General features: G+C 59.9%; 15 protein-coding genes. All 15 read right to left on the bottom strand.

The window, feature by feature from the left end; all coding sequences use genetic code 11:
• Positions 1 to 6: 6 nt before the first annotated feature.
• Entirely contained in the window at positions 7 to 2,115 is a 2,109-nt protein-coding gene (gene flhA / locus THIDRDRAFT_RS13535) for a flagellar biosynthesis protein FlhA (RefSeq protein WP_007041423.1), read from the bottom strand.
• Between the two features lie 5 nt (positions 2,116 to 2,120).
• Positions 2,121 to 3,266 carry a flagellar biosynthesis protein FlhB gene (gene flhB, locus THIDRDRAFT_RS13530; RefSeq protein ID WP_007041422.1) on the bottom strand — a complete coding sequence of 382 codons (1,146 nt, stop codon included), beginning with the start codon at positions 3,264 to 3,266 and terminating at the stop codon, positions 2,121 to 2,123.
• A gap of 1 nt (position 3,267) precedes the next feature.
• Complete coding sequence (gene fliR, locus THIDRDRAFT_RS13525; protein WP_007041421.1) at positions 3,268 to 4,041, bottom strand: flagellar biosynthetic protein FliR; 774 nt, start codon at positions 4,039 to 4,041, stop codon at positions 3,268 to 3,270.
• Positions 4,042 to 4,066: 25 nt separating this feature from the next.
• Entirely contained in the window at positions 4,067 to 4,336 is a 270-nt protein-coding gene (gene fliQ / locus THIDRDRAFT_RS13520; protein ID WP_007041420.1) for a flagellar biosynthesis protein FliQ, read from the bottom strand.
• An 11-nt stretch (positions 4,337 to 4,347) separates the two neighbouring features.
• Positions 4,348 to 5,097 (bottom strand): flagellar type III secretion system pore protein FliP, encoded by a 750-nt coding sequence (fliP, locus tag THIDRDRAFT_RS13515; protein WP_007041419.1) that lies wholly within the window; start codon positions 5,095 to 5,097, stop codon positions 4,348 to 4,350.
• Positions 5,094 to 5,540, bottom strand: coding sequence for a flagellar biosynthetic protein FliO (fliO, locus tag THIDRDRAFT_RS13510; RefSeq protein ID WP_007041418.1), 447 nt, complete (start codon positions 5,538 to 5,540; stop codon positions 5,094 to 5,096). The genes fliP and fliO overlap by 4 nt, the downstream gene beginning before the upstream one ends.
• A complete protein-coding gene (gene fliN, locus THIDRDRAFT_RS13505) occupies positions 5,537 to 6,052 on the bottom strand; it encodes a flagellar motor switch protein FliN (RefSeq protein WP_007041417.1) in 516 nt (171 codons plus the stop codon). The genes fliO and fliN overlap by 4 nt, the downstream gene beginning before the upstream one ends.
• Positions 6,053 to 6,144: 92 nt before the next feature.
• Positions 6,145 to 7,125 carry a flagellar motor switch protein FliM gene (fliM, locus tag THIDRDRAFT_RS13500; protein ID WP_007041416.1) on the bottom strand — a complete coding sequence of 327 codons (981 nt, stop codon included), beginning with the start codon at positions 7,123 to 7,125 and terminating at the stop codon, positions 6,145 to 6,147.
• Positions 7,126 to 7,134: 9 nt separating this feature from the next.
• A complete protein-coding gene (locus THIDRDRAFT_RS13495) occupies positions 7,135 to 7,698 on the bottom strand; it encodes a flagellar basal body-associated FliL family protein (RefSeq protein ID WP_007041415.1) in 564 nt (187 codons plus the stop codon).
• 89 nt (positions 7,699 to 7,787) lie between these two features.
• A complete protein-coding gene (locus THIDRDRAFT_RS26190; RefSeq protein WP_159105413.1) occupies positions 7,788 to 8,603 on the bottom strand; it encodes a flagellar hook-length control protein FliK in 816 nt (271 codons plus the stop codon).
• 1,093 nt (positions 8,604 to 9,696) lie between these two features.
• The gene (fliJ, locus tag THIDRDRAFT_RS13485) at positions 9,697 to 10,134 is read right to left on the bottom strand and encodes a flagellar export protein FliJ (protein ID WP_007041413.1); all 438 of its coding nucleotides are present in this window, start codon (positions 10,132 to 10,134) and stop codon (positions 9,697 to 9,699) included.
• A 5-nt stretch (positions 10,135 to 10,139) separates the two neighbouring features.
• The gene (locus THIDRDRAFT_RS13480) at positions 10,140 to 11,534 is read right to left on the bottom strand and encodes a FliI/YscN family ATPase (protein WP_007041412.1); all 1,395 of its coding nucleotides are present in this window, start codon (positions 11,532 to 11,534) and stop codon (positions 10,140 to 10,142) included.
• Entirely contained in the window at positions 11,531 to 12,562 is a 1,032-nt protein-coding gene (locus THIDRDRAFT_RS13475) for a FliH/SctL family protein (RefSeq protein WP_007041411.1), read from the bottom strand. The genes THIDRDRAFT_RS13480 and THIDRDRAFT_RS13475 overlap by 4 nt, the downstream gene beginning before the upstream one ends.
• Positions 12,559 to 13,575 (bottom strand): flagellar motor switch protein FliG, encoded by a 1,017-nt coding sequence (fliG, locus tag THIDRDRAFT_RS13470; RefSeq protein WP_425358441.1) that lies wholly within the window; start codon positions 13,573 to 13,575, stop codon positions 12,559 to 12,561. The genes THIDRDRAFT_RS13475 and fliG overlap by 4 nt, the downstream gene beginning before the upstream one ends.
• Positions 13,559 to 15,259, bottom strand: a complete 1,701-nt coding sequence (fliF, locus tag THIDRDRAFT_RS13465) for a flagellar basal-body MS-ring/collar protein FliF (RefSeq protein ID WP_007041409.1) — start codon at positions 15,257 to 15,259, stop codon at positions 13,559 to 13,561. Before fliF ends, fliG begins: the two co-directional genes overlap by 17 nt.
• Between the last annotated feature and the right edge of the window lie 29 nt (positions 15,260 to 15,288).

Raw genomic sequence — 15,288 nt, 5'->3', positions numbered from 1 at the left:
GTTGAATCACGCCCGCGCCTGAGCCGGCTCGCTCTTTCCAACGGTGGCCACGACCCGAATCCGTCGGTTGTCGGGGATCTCGGTGAATGCCAGCACGGCCAGATTACGCACCGCCCCCCGCAACCAACCGGCGATCCAAGACCGGATCTCGGGGGCCACCACCAATATCGCGGGCGCTCCCTCCGACTCCTGGCGCCGAGCGGCATCCATCACCGACCGTTGCACCCGCTCGGCCAACCCAGGCTCGATACCGACGGTTTCGCCTTGGCTGCCCTGCAGCGACTTATGCAAAAGCTGTTCCAGGGCTGGGTCCAATGCAATCAAAGGCAGCTCTTCCTCCGGACCGACGAGATCCTGAACGATCGAGCGCGACAAGGCGACGCGCACGGCAGCGGTCAAAGCGGCGGGATCCTGACTCTTCACCGCACGCTCCGCCAATGTTTCGGCGATCGTGCGCAGATCGCGGATGGAGACCTGCTCAGCCAGGAGATTCTGAAGAACCTTGAGCACCACACCCAAGGAGAGCACCTTGGACGAGAAGAGGTTCTCGACGAGTTTGGGCGAACGCCGCGCCAACTGATCGAGCAGGTGCTGAACCTCCTCGTGACCGATCAGACGATGTCCATTCTCACGGAACACTTGAGACAGATGGGTCGCGATGACCGTCGCCGTATCGACGACCGTATAACCGGCGGCTTGAGCCGATTCCCGATCGGCCGGATCGATCCAGAGCGCGTCCAGATTGAAGGTGGGGTCCTTGGTCGGAGTCCCCGCCACCGACCCGTAGACCTGACCGGGATTGATGGCCAGCTCGCGATCCGGAAAGACCTCCGCCTCCGCCGCCGTCACCCCCAACAACGAAATTCGGTACTGATTGGGCCCCAACTCCAAGTTGTCGCGAATATGCACCGGCTGGATAAGGAAACCGAACTCCTGAGACAGCTTGCGCCGAATCCCCTTGATCCTCCCCATGAGCTGCCCGTCCTGACTGCGGTCGACCAAGGGAATCAGACGATACCCCACCTCCAGGGAAACCAGATCGACTGCAGGAACATCATCCCAGGACAGATCGCGGTCCTCGGGCGCTGGCAGTTCCACCCCCTCTGGCAGACGCTCGACCACCTCGGAATCATCGGCGGCGGGTTTGCGCGCGTTTAGATACCCGACACCACCCAGCATCGAAGCCAGACCAAGAAACACGAGATTCGGCATACCGGGGATCAACCCCAGGACACCGAGAATCCCCGACGCTACATAGAGCGCGCGCGGATTCGCGAACATCTGACTGAAGACCTGCTGCCCCATGTCCTGGGAGGTCGTGCTACGGGTCACGATGATGGCCGTGGCAGACGAGAGCAGCAATGAGGGAATCTGAGCGACCAACCCATCCCCGATACTCAAGAGGACGAAATTGTTCGCCGCATCCGCGAAGGTCATATCCTGCTGAGTGGTCCCGATGAAGATCCCACCCAGCACATTGATGAAAAGGATGAGTATGCCCGCCATGGCATCGCCACGAACGAACTTACTGGCACCATCCATGGACCCGTAGAAGTCAGCCTCTTCAGCGACACCTTCGCGCCGTTTGCGGGCATCTTCCTGAGAGATAAGACCAGCGTTCAGATCGGCGTCGATCGCCATCTGTTTGCCGGGCATGGCATCGAGGGTGAAGCGGGCAGTGACCTCGGAAACACGCCCCGCACCCTTGGTGATAACCACGAAATTGATGATGACCAGAATAGTGAACACCACCACGCCGATGGCGAAATTTCCACCCAACACGAACTCGCCAAAGGCCTCGATGACCTTCCCGGCCGCTTCGGTTCCCGAGCCGCCATTCAGGAGAATGACCCGTGTCGAGGCCACATTGAGCGCCAACCTCAACAGAGTCGCCAACAAAAGCACCGTGGGAAAGGCGGCGAACTCGACCGGCCGCGGCGTATAGACGGCCACCATCACCACAATCAGGGATAGTGCGATATTGAAGGTGAACAGCAGGTCGAGCAAAAAGGGCGGTAGCGGCAGCACCAGCATCGCGAGCAACGCGATGAGCAGGACGGGCGCCCCCAGACCGAGACGCCCGATCCCGCCGAGACGTTCAACGAGGGTTGTCATCCAGATTATCTCCGCGCCCGCCGAGCACTCTGCGGATCCAGATACTCATCAGGAACCGGCAGTTCGTCAGGCAAGTCGACATCCAGGTCATCGCGCTTGAGCTGATAGACGTAGGCCAGAATGCGGGCCACCGCCACAAACAGCCCACCGGGAATATCCTGATCGAGATCGGTGGTAAAATAGATGGCGCGCGCGACACGCGGCGCTTCAACCAGCGTGATCTGATGCTCCTCGGCGATTTCGCGAATCACCTTGGCTGTCGCGTCCGTCCCCTTGGCCAGCAGACGCGGCGCACGCATGGTCGCTGGCTGATACTGAAGCGCAACCGCGTAATGCGTCGGATTGGTGATCACCACGTCGGCCTTGGGCACCTCGGTCATCATGCGGCGCCGAGACGCCTCCATCTGCAATTGACGGATGCGCCCTTTGACCTCCGGCTTACCCTCTGTTTCCTTGAACTCGTCCTTGACCTCCTGCAGGGTCATCTTCAACTGTTTGGTGTGATTCCAAATCTGAAAAGGCACATCGATCGCCGCAACCGCGATGAGGGCGATCGAAGCGATCAGAAAGACCCACGCAGCCATACGGCCCGTCTGAATGATGGCCTGTTCAACTGGCTGATCGCCCAGCGCCAACAGGGTACCCCAGATCACCTTGATCGCCAGACCAGCAACCAAGGCGACAAGAACGAACTTTCCGATACCCTTGACCAACTCCATCAGCCCCGTCACGGAAAAGACCTTCTTGATACCAGTGATCGGATTCAGCTTGGAGAACTTGGGGGTGATCGCTTGGCTCGAGAAATTGATCCCGCCAATCAGCAAGGGGCCTAGCAAGGCAACAACAACCAAGATCATGAACAGAGGCGCCAGGATCAGAAGGGCACGCTCAATCAGCGCCGCCAGATGCGTGATCATGAGCGCGGGATCGAAGATCAATCCGCGCTCCAGATCGAGGGCGTCCGTCATCAAATTTGCGATTCGAGTCCCGAAATAGCCACCAAACAACAAGAGCGACGTCGCGCCAGCCAAGAGCACGACGACGGTATTGAGTTCGCGCGAGCGAGCGATCTGACCCTTTTCACGCGCATCGCGCACACGCTTTCCGGTCGGCGCCTCCGATTTTTCCTGGCCATTTTCGTTCTCGGCCATCTCAAGCCCCCACGAGCTGCCGAACGAGCCGAACGGCCAGCATCAACAACTCACCGACCCGAACGCTCAGCTGAGGCAGAGTCAGCAGGATAATGATGAAACCCGCGAACAGGGTCACGGGAAACCCCACCGCGAAGATATTGAGCTGGGGAGCGGCACGCGTAACGACCCCCATTGAGATATTTATAAGCAACAATGATGCCACCGATGGAATAGCGATCAACAAGGCGCTGGAGTACATGGCACTGGCAAACCGAACCACGGCCCAGAGATCATCGGTCGAGATCCCAGCCGAGGCGATCGGGAGCGTCTGAAAACTGCGTAGCAGGAGATCGATCAGGACCAGATGGCCGTTGAGCGCAAGAAAAATGAGTGTCGCCAGAACCGTGTAGAACTGAGACACCAAGGGCACCTGGATTCCGCTAACCGGATCCAGGGCCGAGGCGAACCCCAACCCCATCGACATCGCGATGCTCTCGCCCGCCAGAACCAGTGCCGCAAAGACGAGTTGCACCACGAATCCCATGGCGACACCGATGATCACCTGGTGGACGGCCACGACCAGTCCTTCAAGACTCAAGGGATCGATCTCGGGAACGGGCTTGAGATCGGGCGCCACAACCAGCGCGAGCAGCAACCCGAGTCCGAGACGCACCCGCGCATTCACATTACGCCCACCGAAGACGGGCGCGACCAGAAGCATGGCGCTGATGCGCACGAAAGGCCACATGATCGCACCGACCCACAGCAGGATGTCGTCGGCCGCAAAGGTCATCCGAGTGATTGAGGGACGCCGCCCGTCAGCCGATCATATTGGGAATGCTGTGATAAAGCCGGATAATGTAATCGGTGATGAGCGACAACATCCAGTGACCACCCAGCACCAATGCCGCCCCCACTGCGAGCAGTTTGGGGATGAAAGTGAGCGTCATTTCCTGGATCGAGGTCGCGGTCTGAAACAGGCTCACGATGAGACCGACCACCAGGCCCGCAAGCAGGGGCGGAGCCGCCATCAGGACGACGATCTCACCCGCCTCCTTTCCAACGTCGATCACCATTTCGGGAGTCATCGGACACCTCCTCAGGAGTAAAAACTCTGGGCCAGGGTACCCATCAGAAGCGACCAGCCGTCGACGAGCACGAAGAGCATGATCTTGAACGGCAACGAGATGATCATGGGAGACAGCATCATCATACCCATCGACATCAGAACACTGGCGACCACCATATCGATGATGAGAAAGGGAATGAGGATCAGAAAGCCCATCTGGAAGGCGGTCTTCAACTCGCTGATGACGAAGGACGGCACCAAAAGAGTCAGCGGGATATCGTCAGGCGACTCGAATCCGTCGAGACCCTTGATCTCAGCGAACATCTGCAGATCCGTTTCACGCGTCTGCTCCAGCATAAAGGTTCGCAACGGCTTGGCCGCCTTGACCAACGCCTCTTCCGTACCGAGCTTTTCGTCCATGTAGGGCAGAATCGCAGTGTCGTAAATGTCCTGAAAAACCGGCGCCATCACGAACAGCGTCAAAAAAAAGGCCAGCCCGAGCAGAATCTGACTGGATGGCGCCTGGGCCGTCCCAAGCCCCTGCCTCAAGAGCGATAACACGATGATGATGCGCGTGAAGGAGGTCATCATAATCAGCGCCGACGGCAGGAGCGTCAGCAACGTCATGATGATGAGGATCTGTAGGGTCACCGAATAGACCTGCCCTCCATCCGGGGCCGTGGTCACGGTCACCGCATTGAGCCCCCCGATCTGGGCCCAAACGGCTCCCGGAAGGAAACCGAGGAGCAGGACCGCAATCGTCCTCCAGGGAAACCTCATCCACCCAACTCCTTCCCACCGAAACGCCGCAACAGAGCCGCAAAATCAAGGGTCGCGGACTCAGCGCAGAGACTCGGATCGACCGCCTGGGTCAAGGTATGGACATGCCGAATACCGGCTGGAGTCATAGCGAGCAATATCTGATCCCCGCCCACCTGCACCAGCACCAAACGCTCGCGCATTCCGAGCGGCTTAACCGCCAACACATCGATCACCTGACGCCCCTGCATCGCACCGCCCGAAAGTCGCCGCAGGAGCCATGCGAAGATCAGAATCGCGACGATGACCAGAGCCAGCCCGCCGATCAGTTGGGACAGATATCCCGCTGCCGCATGCCCTCCAGAATCTAGCGCATCCGCACGCACCGGCGAGACCATGAGCACCACCTCGAATCCCAGAACCATGCGGGACGGAATCGAACCGGCACGGATCCAATGACTCATCTCAACTTCCTGACCCGCTCGCTTGGGCTAATGACATCGGTGAGACGAATACCGAATTTTTCGTTGACGACGACAACCTCACCATGCGCGATCAGAGTCCCATTCACGAGAACATCGAGCGGCTCGCCAGCAAGCCGATCCAATTCCACGACCGAACCTTGGTTCAATTGCAACAGATTCCGAATGGAAATCTTGGTTCGTCCAATCTCCATGGCAATGGTGACCGGAACATCGAGAATCATGTTGAGATTGACTTCGGACTGCGGGTCGCCCGGCTGCCAACCAGAGAAATCCTCCGGACTCATCGGCTGAGCCTGCAAGGCCTCGGCAGAGGCCGAGGCGAAACCCCCACGCGCGGAGGATTCGGCGGCCGCAACACCATGCGCGGACAGATCCGAAGACGTTCCATCATCGTCGGAATTATCTTGCTGCTCCTGAAGGGCTGCAGCCCAATCGTCGGCGATGGCCTCGTTCGGATCTTGATCAGCGCCCATATCGCTCTCGCTAGTCATGAATTAACGTCACTCGATGGTTACCGGTCACCTAACATCCCGTGCTTTCAAACATTAGGACTCGATCACTCATTCATTTAACTGCCAAACGATCAATTTTTGATTAATACCTCATCGACTTTGATCGCATTGATTCCGTTCGACACACCAAATTTGCCACGAAACATCGGGATGTCCTCCACATTGAGGATAACATGCTCAGGAAACTCGATAGGCAGGATGTCTCCCGGACGCACGTCCAGCAGTTGTCGAACCGACATATCCTTTTCGACGAGCACCGAGCTGATGTGAACCTCCGCCAATTGCACCTCTTCCTGCAAGGCATGCAACCAACGCTTATCGACACCCGCACGGTCGGATTGCAATCCGGTATCCAACTGCTCGCGAATCGGTTCGATCATCGAATAGGGAAGCGTGAAATGCAGATTCCCTCCACCACCTTCGAGCTCGATATGAAAATCGTTGATCACAACGACCTCGCTCGGGCTCACGATATTGGCAAATTGTGGATTGACCTCGGAATTGAGGAACTCGAAACGCAGCTCCATGACAGGCTCCCACGCCTTCTGCATATCCTCGAACGCCGCATCGAGTAGGCTTCGAATCACGCGCAGTTCCATCGGCGTAAAGTCTCGACCTTCGATTCGCGAATAGAAACGTCCATCGCCGCCAAAGAAATTATCGACCAAACTGAAGACCAGCTTAGGATCGAACACCATCAAAGCCGTACCATGCAGCGGGGTCACCCGAAGCAGGTTCAGACTCGTCGGCACAAAGAGCGAATGCAGATACTCAGAGAACTTGGTGACCCTGGTGCCAATCACCGAGATCTCCGAAGCACGGCGCAGCATATTGAAGAGATGGACACGCAGATAGCGCGCAAAGCGTTCATTGATCATATCGAGCGTGGGCATGCGACCACGCACGATACGATCCTGAGTCGCGAAATCATAGGATCGCGCTTGACCGTCGACCGGAAATGCCTCTCCGTCGGTATCGACATCACCGCTGTCGACGCCATGCAGGAGTGCGTCGATCTCGTCTTGACTGAGGATATCGGTCTGCTGTGACATAATCCTACCTTACTGCATCACAAAATCCGTGAAGAGCACGTTGACGATATCGGACGGTTGGGCGGATCGCGTCAAGTCCGCAGAGATCATGGAATGCAATTCCTCGCGCAACTTATCCTTACCCTCGGTCGTATTGAGCGCGGCCGAATCCTGACTCGACAGATAGGACAAGAGGTCGTTCCGAATCATCGGAAGGTGCTTTTCGATAGCGGCAACCACTCTCTCGTTCCGAGTCGCAATGGTGATACTGACGCGAAGGAAACGCACCGACCCCGGCGCCGTGATATTCACAGTGATAGGCTCAAGGGCGTAATAGATCACCGGATCCTGCGGGGATGCTGGGGCGATCGCCTCAGAAGACTCTGGCTCAGTCGGCTGAGCCTCGGCCTCCGACGCCTCCGCGCCCTCCTCCGTCGTCTCCGCCGCCTTGTCGAGAACGAAGAAATAGTAGGCCGCACCCCCGCCAGCGCCGAGAATCAGCAGCACCAACACAATCAAAATGATGAGCTTGAGCTTACCCCCGCCCCCCTTACCCTCTGCTGCGGATTCCTCTTTCTTCTTCTTTTCGGCCATGCTTCACACCCCTGGGTGTCTTGTCTATCTGGATAGTCTCATCGAGACCGGTAGACCGCTCGCTCGGGCGAAGCGGAGGCGACTACCAATTAGATGTAGTAGTCGTGACGTTTCGACAAGGCCGAAACCGTCGTATTGATCAACAGAGGCTCTCCGATCGTTTCTGCATCGTCTCCATCGGCCTGCTGAGACAGCCCATTCGATGAAGCCCCATCTCGACCGGGCGATGTGTCGCCGCCCTGAGCCCCCTGATCGCTGACCGACAGATGCGCGAGCGATACTCCATCCTGAGCAAGCGCATCACGCAAACGCGGCATCGCCGCTTCGAGAACCTCCCTCACGATGGGATGCGGAGAGACGAAGATGACACTCGTCTTATCACCCTCTTGGGTGATCTTGACATCCACCCCGCCTAGACTCGGTGGCCGTAACTTCATCTCGGCCCTCGAAAGCCCCTCGCGCAACACCCATTTCACCTGATCGCCGAGAGGCGCCTCACCGCCCGGCTGCAGGAGCCTGTACAGATCCAAAGCACCGGGCCGCTGCAAACCAGCACCCGTCACCGACCGCGAGGTCGTGGTCGTAGCCGTCGCGGCCGTCAACGACGCGTCATCCTCGGTGACAGCCGCATCGGCATCCTCGCGAAGTAAATCCGCTTGAGAGTCGACGAGATCCATTCCACTATCGACGACCTCCTCAATGCCTGAAGGTGAGCCACGATCCAAGGACAGATTCAATCGGTCCTCCACACCACCGGCACCCCATGGCCGCACCGCCGACGGCAACGAATCCGAGACCGCATCGTCAGCCGGATTCGCGGCAACTTGAGCGACAAAGTGCTCCGAACCGGAATCGGCAAAGGCATCGACAAGTCGCTGAAGCGCACCCGCCGCGGCAGTCGTCATCGCAGCGCCACCTTCGTCAGCCTCGCCCAAGCCCAGGCCAGTCTCTACCGACGGGGAAACCGAGGACGTCACACGTCTGGCATCGGATAATCTAGCCAAATCGGACAGAAGCGAACGAACGTCCGAGCTGATATTAGCGACGCCGGAATCAACCTTACTCCCCGGCGACACAGACTCCAAGAGACGCCCCAGCCGATCGATCACAGCTTGGGAAGCCGGAGACGTAGTCGCTGAGCGACCATTCGAGTCAGCCCCCACGACCTCAGAGGCAACATCAGCATCAGCGGAAACTGAATCCAGAGAACGATCGCCCCGATCCGTCCGCGCTCGCGAATCCGAAGACGCGGCCGAGGCGGCCAAGGGAGAACGACCATTCGAGTCAGCCCCCTCAACCTCGGAGGCAACATCAGCCTCAGCGGAGACAGAATTCAGAGCACGATCGACCCGATCCGTCCGCACTCGCGGATCCGAAGACGCGGCCAAGGCGGCCGAGGGAGAACGACCATTCGAGTCAGCCCCCACGACCTCGGAGGCAACCTCAGCCTCAGCGGAAATAGACTGGCCGTCAGCGTCGGATGTCACCCCAGAGGGCGCCGATTCGAGAAGGCGCGCCAGCTTGTCTGTTGAGGTTTGGGAGACAGACAGGGTCGTCAATTCGGACAAGAAAGCATGCATGTCCGAGCCGGATTCCAGCAGATCCGAGGCAACCGCCGCCCCGGCAGACGTCGACTCCAGAATGCGCCCTAGCAAATCCGTCGGAGTTTCGCGCCAATCATCCGATGTATCCGAAACGCCCAACGCCAGTCCATCCGCCAAATCTGGCTCGTCCTGAACCGGTTGCGCCCCCTGGATCAAGGCCACGAACTGTGCGAGCAACTCCTGACCGTCGACGGCGGCGATTTCAGCAGGATCCACGCCTTGATCGACCAGCAGTTCTTTCAACTGCCCACCGAGGGCGTCAAGAAAACCCGAATTGCCCGCCTCATCCAGGGAATCGCCAGAGCCCGAAAGGCCGCCGAACAACTGCGCGAGTAAACCGGACAGGCTGGCTTGCAAGCCGCTCGATTGCATCATCTCGAATCTCCTCGCTCAGTTACATGTCGTTATCAGGATTCTGCTGGAACGCCTTGCGCGTCGCCCACATGTCCTGCTCGCGCTGTTGATTGCGATTATCCCGAACAGCATCGGCCCGACGACGATGCTCGATCAGCTTGTCCAGCGAAAGGCTCGCCTGATGCCGCTCCAACCAGATCTCTCTGGCCTGATCGACCTGAGATTGAGCCGCAGCGACACGCAGATCCTGCTGCTGTAGCGCCTCGCGTAATTGCTGGTGCATCAAGCCCAACTGTTTCAGCATGTTCACATCGTTGGGGACCAAGGCGTTGAGATAGTGATTCTGGTACTCGGACAACTGCCTATGCTGCAACTCGGCGCGATTCAGTTCGGCGAGACGCCCCGCCAAACCGACGGCTGCCTCGTTCTCCTGGGCCTCGCGAATCTTGAGAAGTCGCTGGAAACGTTTCACGCTCATGCGGGCTACCCTCGGTTGAATCCGCTCGGCGCCGAGATCAGATCGAACAACGCCTGGCGAGACGCCTCGAACCCGGCCGCATCGGTCCGATCCTGCCCCAAATAGGCCTCCAACCGCGGGTGCATGGCCACCGCCTCGTCCAATTGCGGATCGGACCCCTTGCGGTAGGCTCCAACGGCGATCAGATCGCGGTTGCTCTCATAGGTCGCGAGCAAATTGCGAAACCGGTAGGCCGCTTTCTGATGCTCTGGGGTCACCACAGCGCTCATGACGCGCGAGACCGAGGCACCGACGTCGATCGCCGGATAGCGGCCGGTCGCAGCGATATCGCGCGAAAGCACCACGTGTCCATCCAAGATGGCCCGCGCCGAATCGACAATGGGATCGTTCTGATCATCCCCCTCGGCGAGCACCGTATAGAAGGCCGTGATGGAGCCGCCCCCCTCGTCGCCATTGCCTGCACGCTCGACCAATTGCGGCAAACGGGCAAACACGGAGGCCGAATAGCCCTTGGTGGCCGGAGGTTCGCCGATCGCCATGGCGATCTCACGTGCCCCCTGAGCGAAACGCGTCAATGAATCCATCAGCAGCAGCACATTAAGTCCTCGATCGCGAAAATACTCGGCCATCGTGGTCGAGACCCATGCCCCATGCTGACGCAGGAGTGGCGACTGATCGGCGGGAACCGCCACCACCACCGTCCGTTTACGCGACTCGACATCCAGGATTTCACTGATGAATTCGTTGACCTCGCGGCCACGCTCGCCGATCAGACCCACGACGATCACATCGGCCTCGGTATGCTTGGTCATCATCCCCAACAGCACGCTCTTACCGACGCCACTGCCAGCGAATAACCCGAGACGCTGACCACGACCGACCGACAGCAACCCGTTAAGCGCCCGGATCCCGACATCCAGGGGAGTCTTGACCGGCACCCGGGTCAGCGGGTTGATCGGTCGCCCCTCGATCGGAACCTCCTCCTGCGTCCGGATAGGACCACCGCCATCCAAGGGCTTGCCGAGCGCGTCCACCACGCGCCCCAGCAACTCGGGACCGACGGGAATCCGACGACTCTGCTCCAGCGGCTCGATACGAGCGCCAGGAATCAGTCCCTCCAGCCGCCCTTCCGGCATCAGGAAGGTTCGCTCGCCATTGAAACCCACGACTTCGGCGCCGAGACGCTGACCGCTCACGGTATGAATGGCCGCCCGCCCCCCGACCGGCAAACGGATACCCTCGGCCTCCAGCGTCATGCCCACCATGCGCGACAAACGTCCCTCCGGCTGAGGATCTGGCGCCTTCTCGACGCGCTGACGCGACTGCGCCAGGCGCTCGCGCAAACCGAGCGCCAATTGTCCGGCACCCCGATCCTGAAGGTCGCGAATGGTCTGTGTCATGGGCTGATATCAACTGGATCCTGGATCCGTCTTGGGTTCGGAAAGGGGCTCGGGTTCCGACGCATCGGGGTCGGGCACATCGGGCTCTGGCGTATCGGGCTCTGACGCATCGGGCTCTGACGCATCGGGCTCTGACGCATCGGGCTCTGACGTATCGGGCTCTGACGTATCGGGCTCTGACGTATCGGGCTCTGACGTATCGGGCGCTCTGGCGCATCCGTTATCGACTCATGCGTATCGAGTCGAGCCCCATCCTCTTCGGTAGCCTCTGTGTCGGAAGCCTCTGCCGGAGCAGCCGCTGTCAGAGGCTGCGCCAGCTCGCCCCAGATGGCCTCGACTGCCTGGCGCAAACGCGTTTCAAAGCGGGCGTCGATACGGCTCGGACCACTGTCTACTATGCAACCACCGCGCCGCATCTCGGAATCCGGAACCCAGGAAATGGCCTCGTCCCGCGTCTGGACATAGGTTTCGAGGATTTGCTGTTCGTCCGGATGGACATGGACCCGGATCTTATGCTGGCGTGATGGCAACTGATCCAAGGCACGCCGCAGAACGCCCTGCAATAGCTCGGGCCGCCGATCGAGCGTATCCATGATCACGCGCTCGGCCAAGGTCACCGTCAAGGTTAGAAGTTCCGGCTCCAGGTCGTCGCCGAGCGAGGCCAGCGGATCGACCAGGTCGTGAGCGATGCCCTCCAAGGCAGCGACCGTCTCGCGCAACTGCTGCTCGGTCTGCTCGCGCAACTCCTGCTCGCGCGCCTCACGCTCCTGACACTCGGCCGCCGCCTCAGTCTCGGCCTTTTCGCGCCCTTCTTTGTAGCCCGCCTGATACCCCTCGCGAAAACCCGTTTCGGCACCGGAAAGACGCGCCTCCTCCTTGATGGCAGCAACCTCCTCCTCGGTAGGCGGCTCGATCTCGGGCTCGGGAGGCTCGGGGGGCGGAGGTGGCGGGGCGCCGACATCCGGCGGCAGCCAGCGGCGCACCTCCGGGCCAAAATCCTCCACCACGGCTTCCCGTAGGCGACTCACAACATGCCCTCACCACCCTTGGCACCGAGAACGATTTCGCCGCTATCGGCAAGCCGTCTGGCAACAGCCAGAATTTCCTTCTGAGCCACCTCGACATCGCTGACCCGAACCGGGCCCTTGGTTTCGAGGTCGTCTCTCAGCATCTCTGCGGCGCGCTTGGACATATTCTTGAAGATCTTGTCTCGGAGCTCCTCCTCGGCACCCTTGAGGGCGAGCACCAGGGATTCGGTCGAGACCTCGCGCAGCAGGGTCTGGATGCCGCGATCGTCGACACCGACCAAATTGCCAAAGACAAACATCAGCTCCTGGATACGCTCGGCCAGATCCTCGTCGACCTGATTGACGCTCTCCATGATCACGGACTCGAGCGCCGTATCCACGAAATTCAGAATTTCGGCCGCAGCCTTGACGCCACCGATCATGGAAGACTTCGCCGTATTCTTACCGGAGAGCTGTTGCTCCAGGATCTCGTCGAGTTCCTGCAAGGCGGCCGGCTGTACACCATCCAGTGTCGCGATGCGCAGAATCAGATCGGACTGCATCCGCTCCGGCAAATAGGACATGGTCTCCGCCGACTGATCCGGATCCAGATGCGACAGCACGATCGCGACGATCTGGGGATGCTCGTTGCGGATCAGTTCGGCAATGGCGCGCGGATCGAGCCACTTGAGCGCCTCCAAACCCTTTGAATTGCGCCCGAGGAGAATCCGGTCGATGAGGCCGGACGCCTTGTCCTCTCCCAAAGCAGACATCAGCACGCTGCGCACATAGTCGTCGGCGCCAACACCGAGCGAGGTTTGGTCCTGTACGGCCTCCGAGAACTCGCGCAGCACATAGTCGATATCCGATCGCGTCACCTTATCCAGGGACGCCATCGCCGTACCGATCTTCTGAACCTCCTTCGGTCCCATGTGGCGCAGGATCTCGGCCGCAGACGCCTCGCCGAGGCTCATCATAAAAACCGCAGTCCGCTCGGGACCGGTCATTTTCGAGGGATCAGTTGCCATCGCCATCCAACCAGGATTTGATTACTTGAACGACCAGTTTGGGATCCTCTTTGATCATCTCACGCACGGCTTCGAGATCCATATTCTGCTGCTCATTCCCCCGGGGTCCGAGCAGCGCAGCAATCCCCGAAGAACCTTGGGTCAAGGCCAGCTGCTCCTCGTCACCCTCCTCGCCCTCGTCGCCATCCTCACCCGCACCAGACTCATCAGTCAGGGCGCGGGTTCCATCCTCGCCAGCGGCACCTTCGAGCGCCTCCTGCGACTCAATAGGCTTGGGAACCAACTGCTGTAACGCCGGCTTGACCACCATGAGGAGAACGAGCAGGGCTGTCAGGAAACCGCCGACGATTTTGACCAGTTCGAGAAACCAGGGTTCGGTCCAAAACTTGGACGCTTCATCATCAAGTGTATCAGGCACAAAAGAGACCGAGCTCACATTCAGAGAATCGCCCCGAGCCTCGTTGAAACCGACAGCCCCGCGCACCAGTGCGCGGATCTTGTCCATCTCATCCTCGGATCGAGGGACACGCACGGGCTCGCCCTGATCGTTGGTCTGATCCTGGTAGTCGATGACCACGGCCGTCGATAGACGCTTCACTCCTCCAGGGGTTTCCTGGACGTGAGCGATGGTGCGATCGACCTCGTAGTTGCGGGTCGCCTGCTGGCTGCGACTGCTCGGAACGACGGAGGAGGCATCGGCCGCCTGCTGCTGCCGCCCGGTGATACCGCCCTGCGGCGGCTGATTGGTCAGCGCGCCGGGAATACCCCCGATCGCTGGATCTGCGCCAATCTTCTCCTCCTCGCTGGTCTGTTCCGAACGGATCGCCGTGCGATCCGGATCGTAGCTTTCCTGAGTACGCTCTACCCGTGAAAAATCCACGTCAGCGGCAACCTGCACCCGCACCCGATCACGCCCCACGATGGGCGTCAGCAGGCTCTGAACACGTTCGACGAAACCCGCTTCGACACGCCGCGTGTAGTCCAAATTATCGAGCGTCAGCTTGCTTCCCTCGTTATCGTCCTTGGCGGTCATGAGGCGGCCGGTCTGATCGACGACGGTCACACGCTCCGGCAAAAGCTCCGGGACGCTCGATGACACCAGATGCACGATCGCTGCAACCTGGGCGTCGGTCAGACTCCGATTTCCCGCGAGACGCACGACCACAGAGGCGCTCGGCGGCGTACGTTCGCGCACGAAGACCGAGCGCTCGGCCTGGGCAAGATGCACGCGTGCCGACTCGACCGGCTCCAGCGTCGCCACGGAACGCCCCAACTCGCCCTCAAGCGCGCGCTGATAGCGGGCACCCTCGATCAGGCGGCTGGTTCCGAACCCGGAATCCTGTTGCAGGAGTTCGAAACCGATATCGGCGCTCTTCGGCAACCCTTGCCCAGCCAACAGCAAACGGGTCTCGGCGACCCGCTGTTTGGGAATCTCGATCCGACCCGAGGCATTGTCGACCTTGTAGGGCACGCCCATCTGCGTCAGGGACTTCATGATCTCGGCCGCTTCCTCCTCCTCCAGCTGTCCGAACAGCGGGGCATAGGTGGGCTTCAAGGCCCAGAAGAGGATGGCGGCGGCCGCCACGATACCGCCCGTCACCATTCCGATGAGCGCAACCTGACGCCCGACGGACATTTCCTTGAACGTATCGAGGCCCGTTGACAAAGCGGCGGTGAGAGAGGACGCCATTGACGAGTGTCTCCGCTATCGCAACCGTA

Origin of the sequence: Thiorhodococcus drewsii AZ1 (assembly GCF_000224065.1) — a bacterium.
Lineage (GTDB): Bacteria > Pseudomonadota > Gammaproteobacteria > Chromatiales > Chromatiaceae > Imhoffiella > Imhoffiella drewsii.
This window is presented reverse-complemented; position numbering and strand designations above follow the sequence as displayed.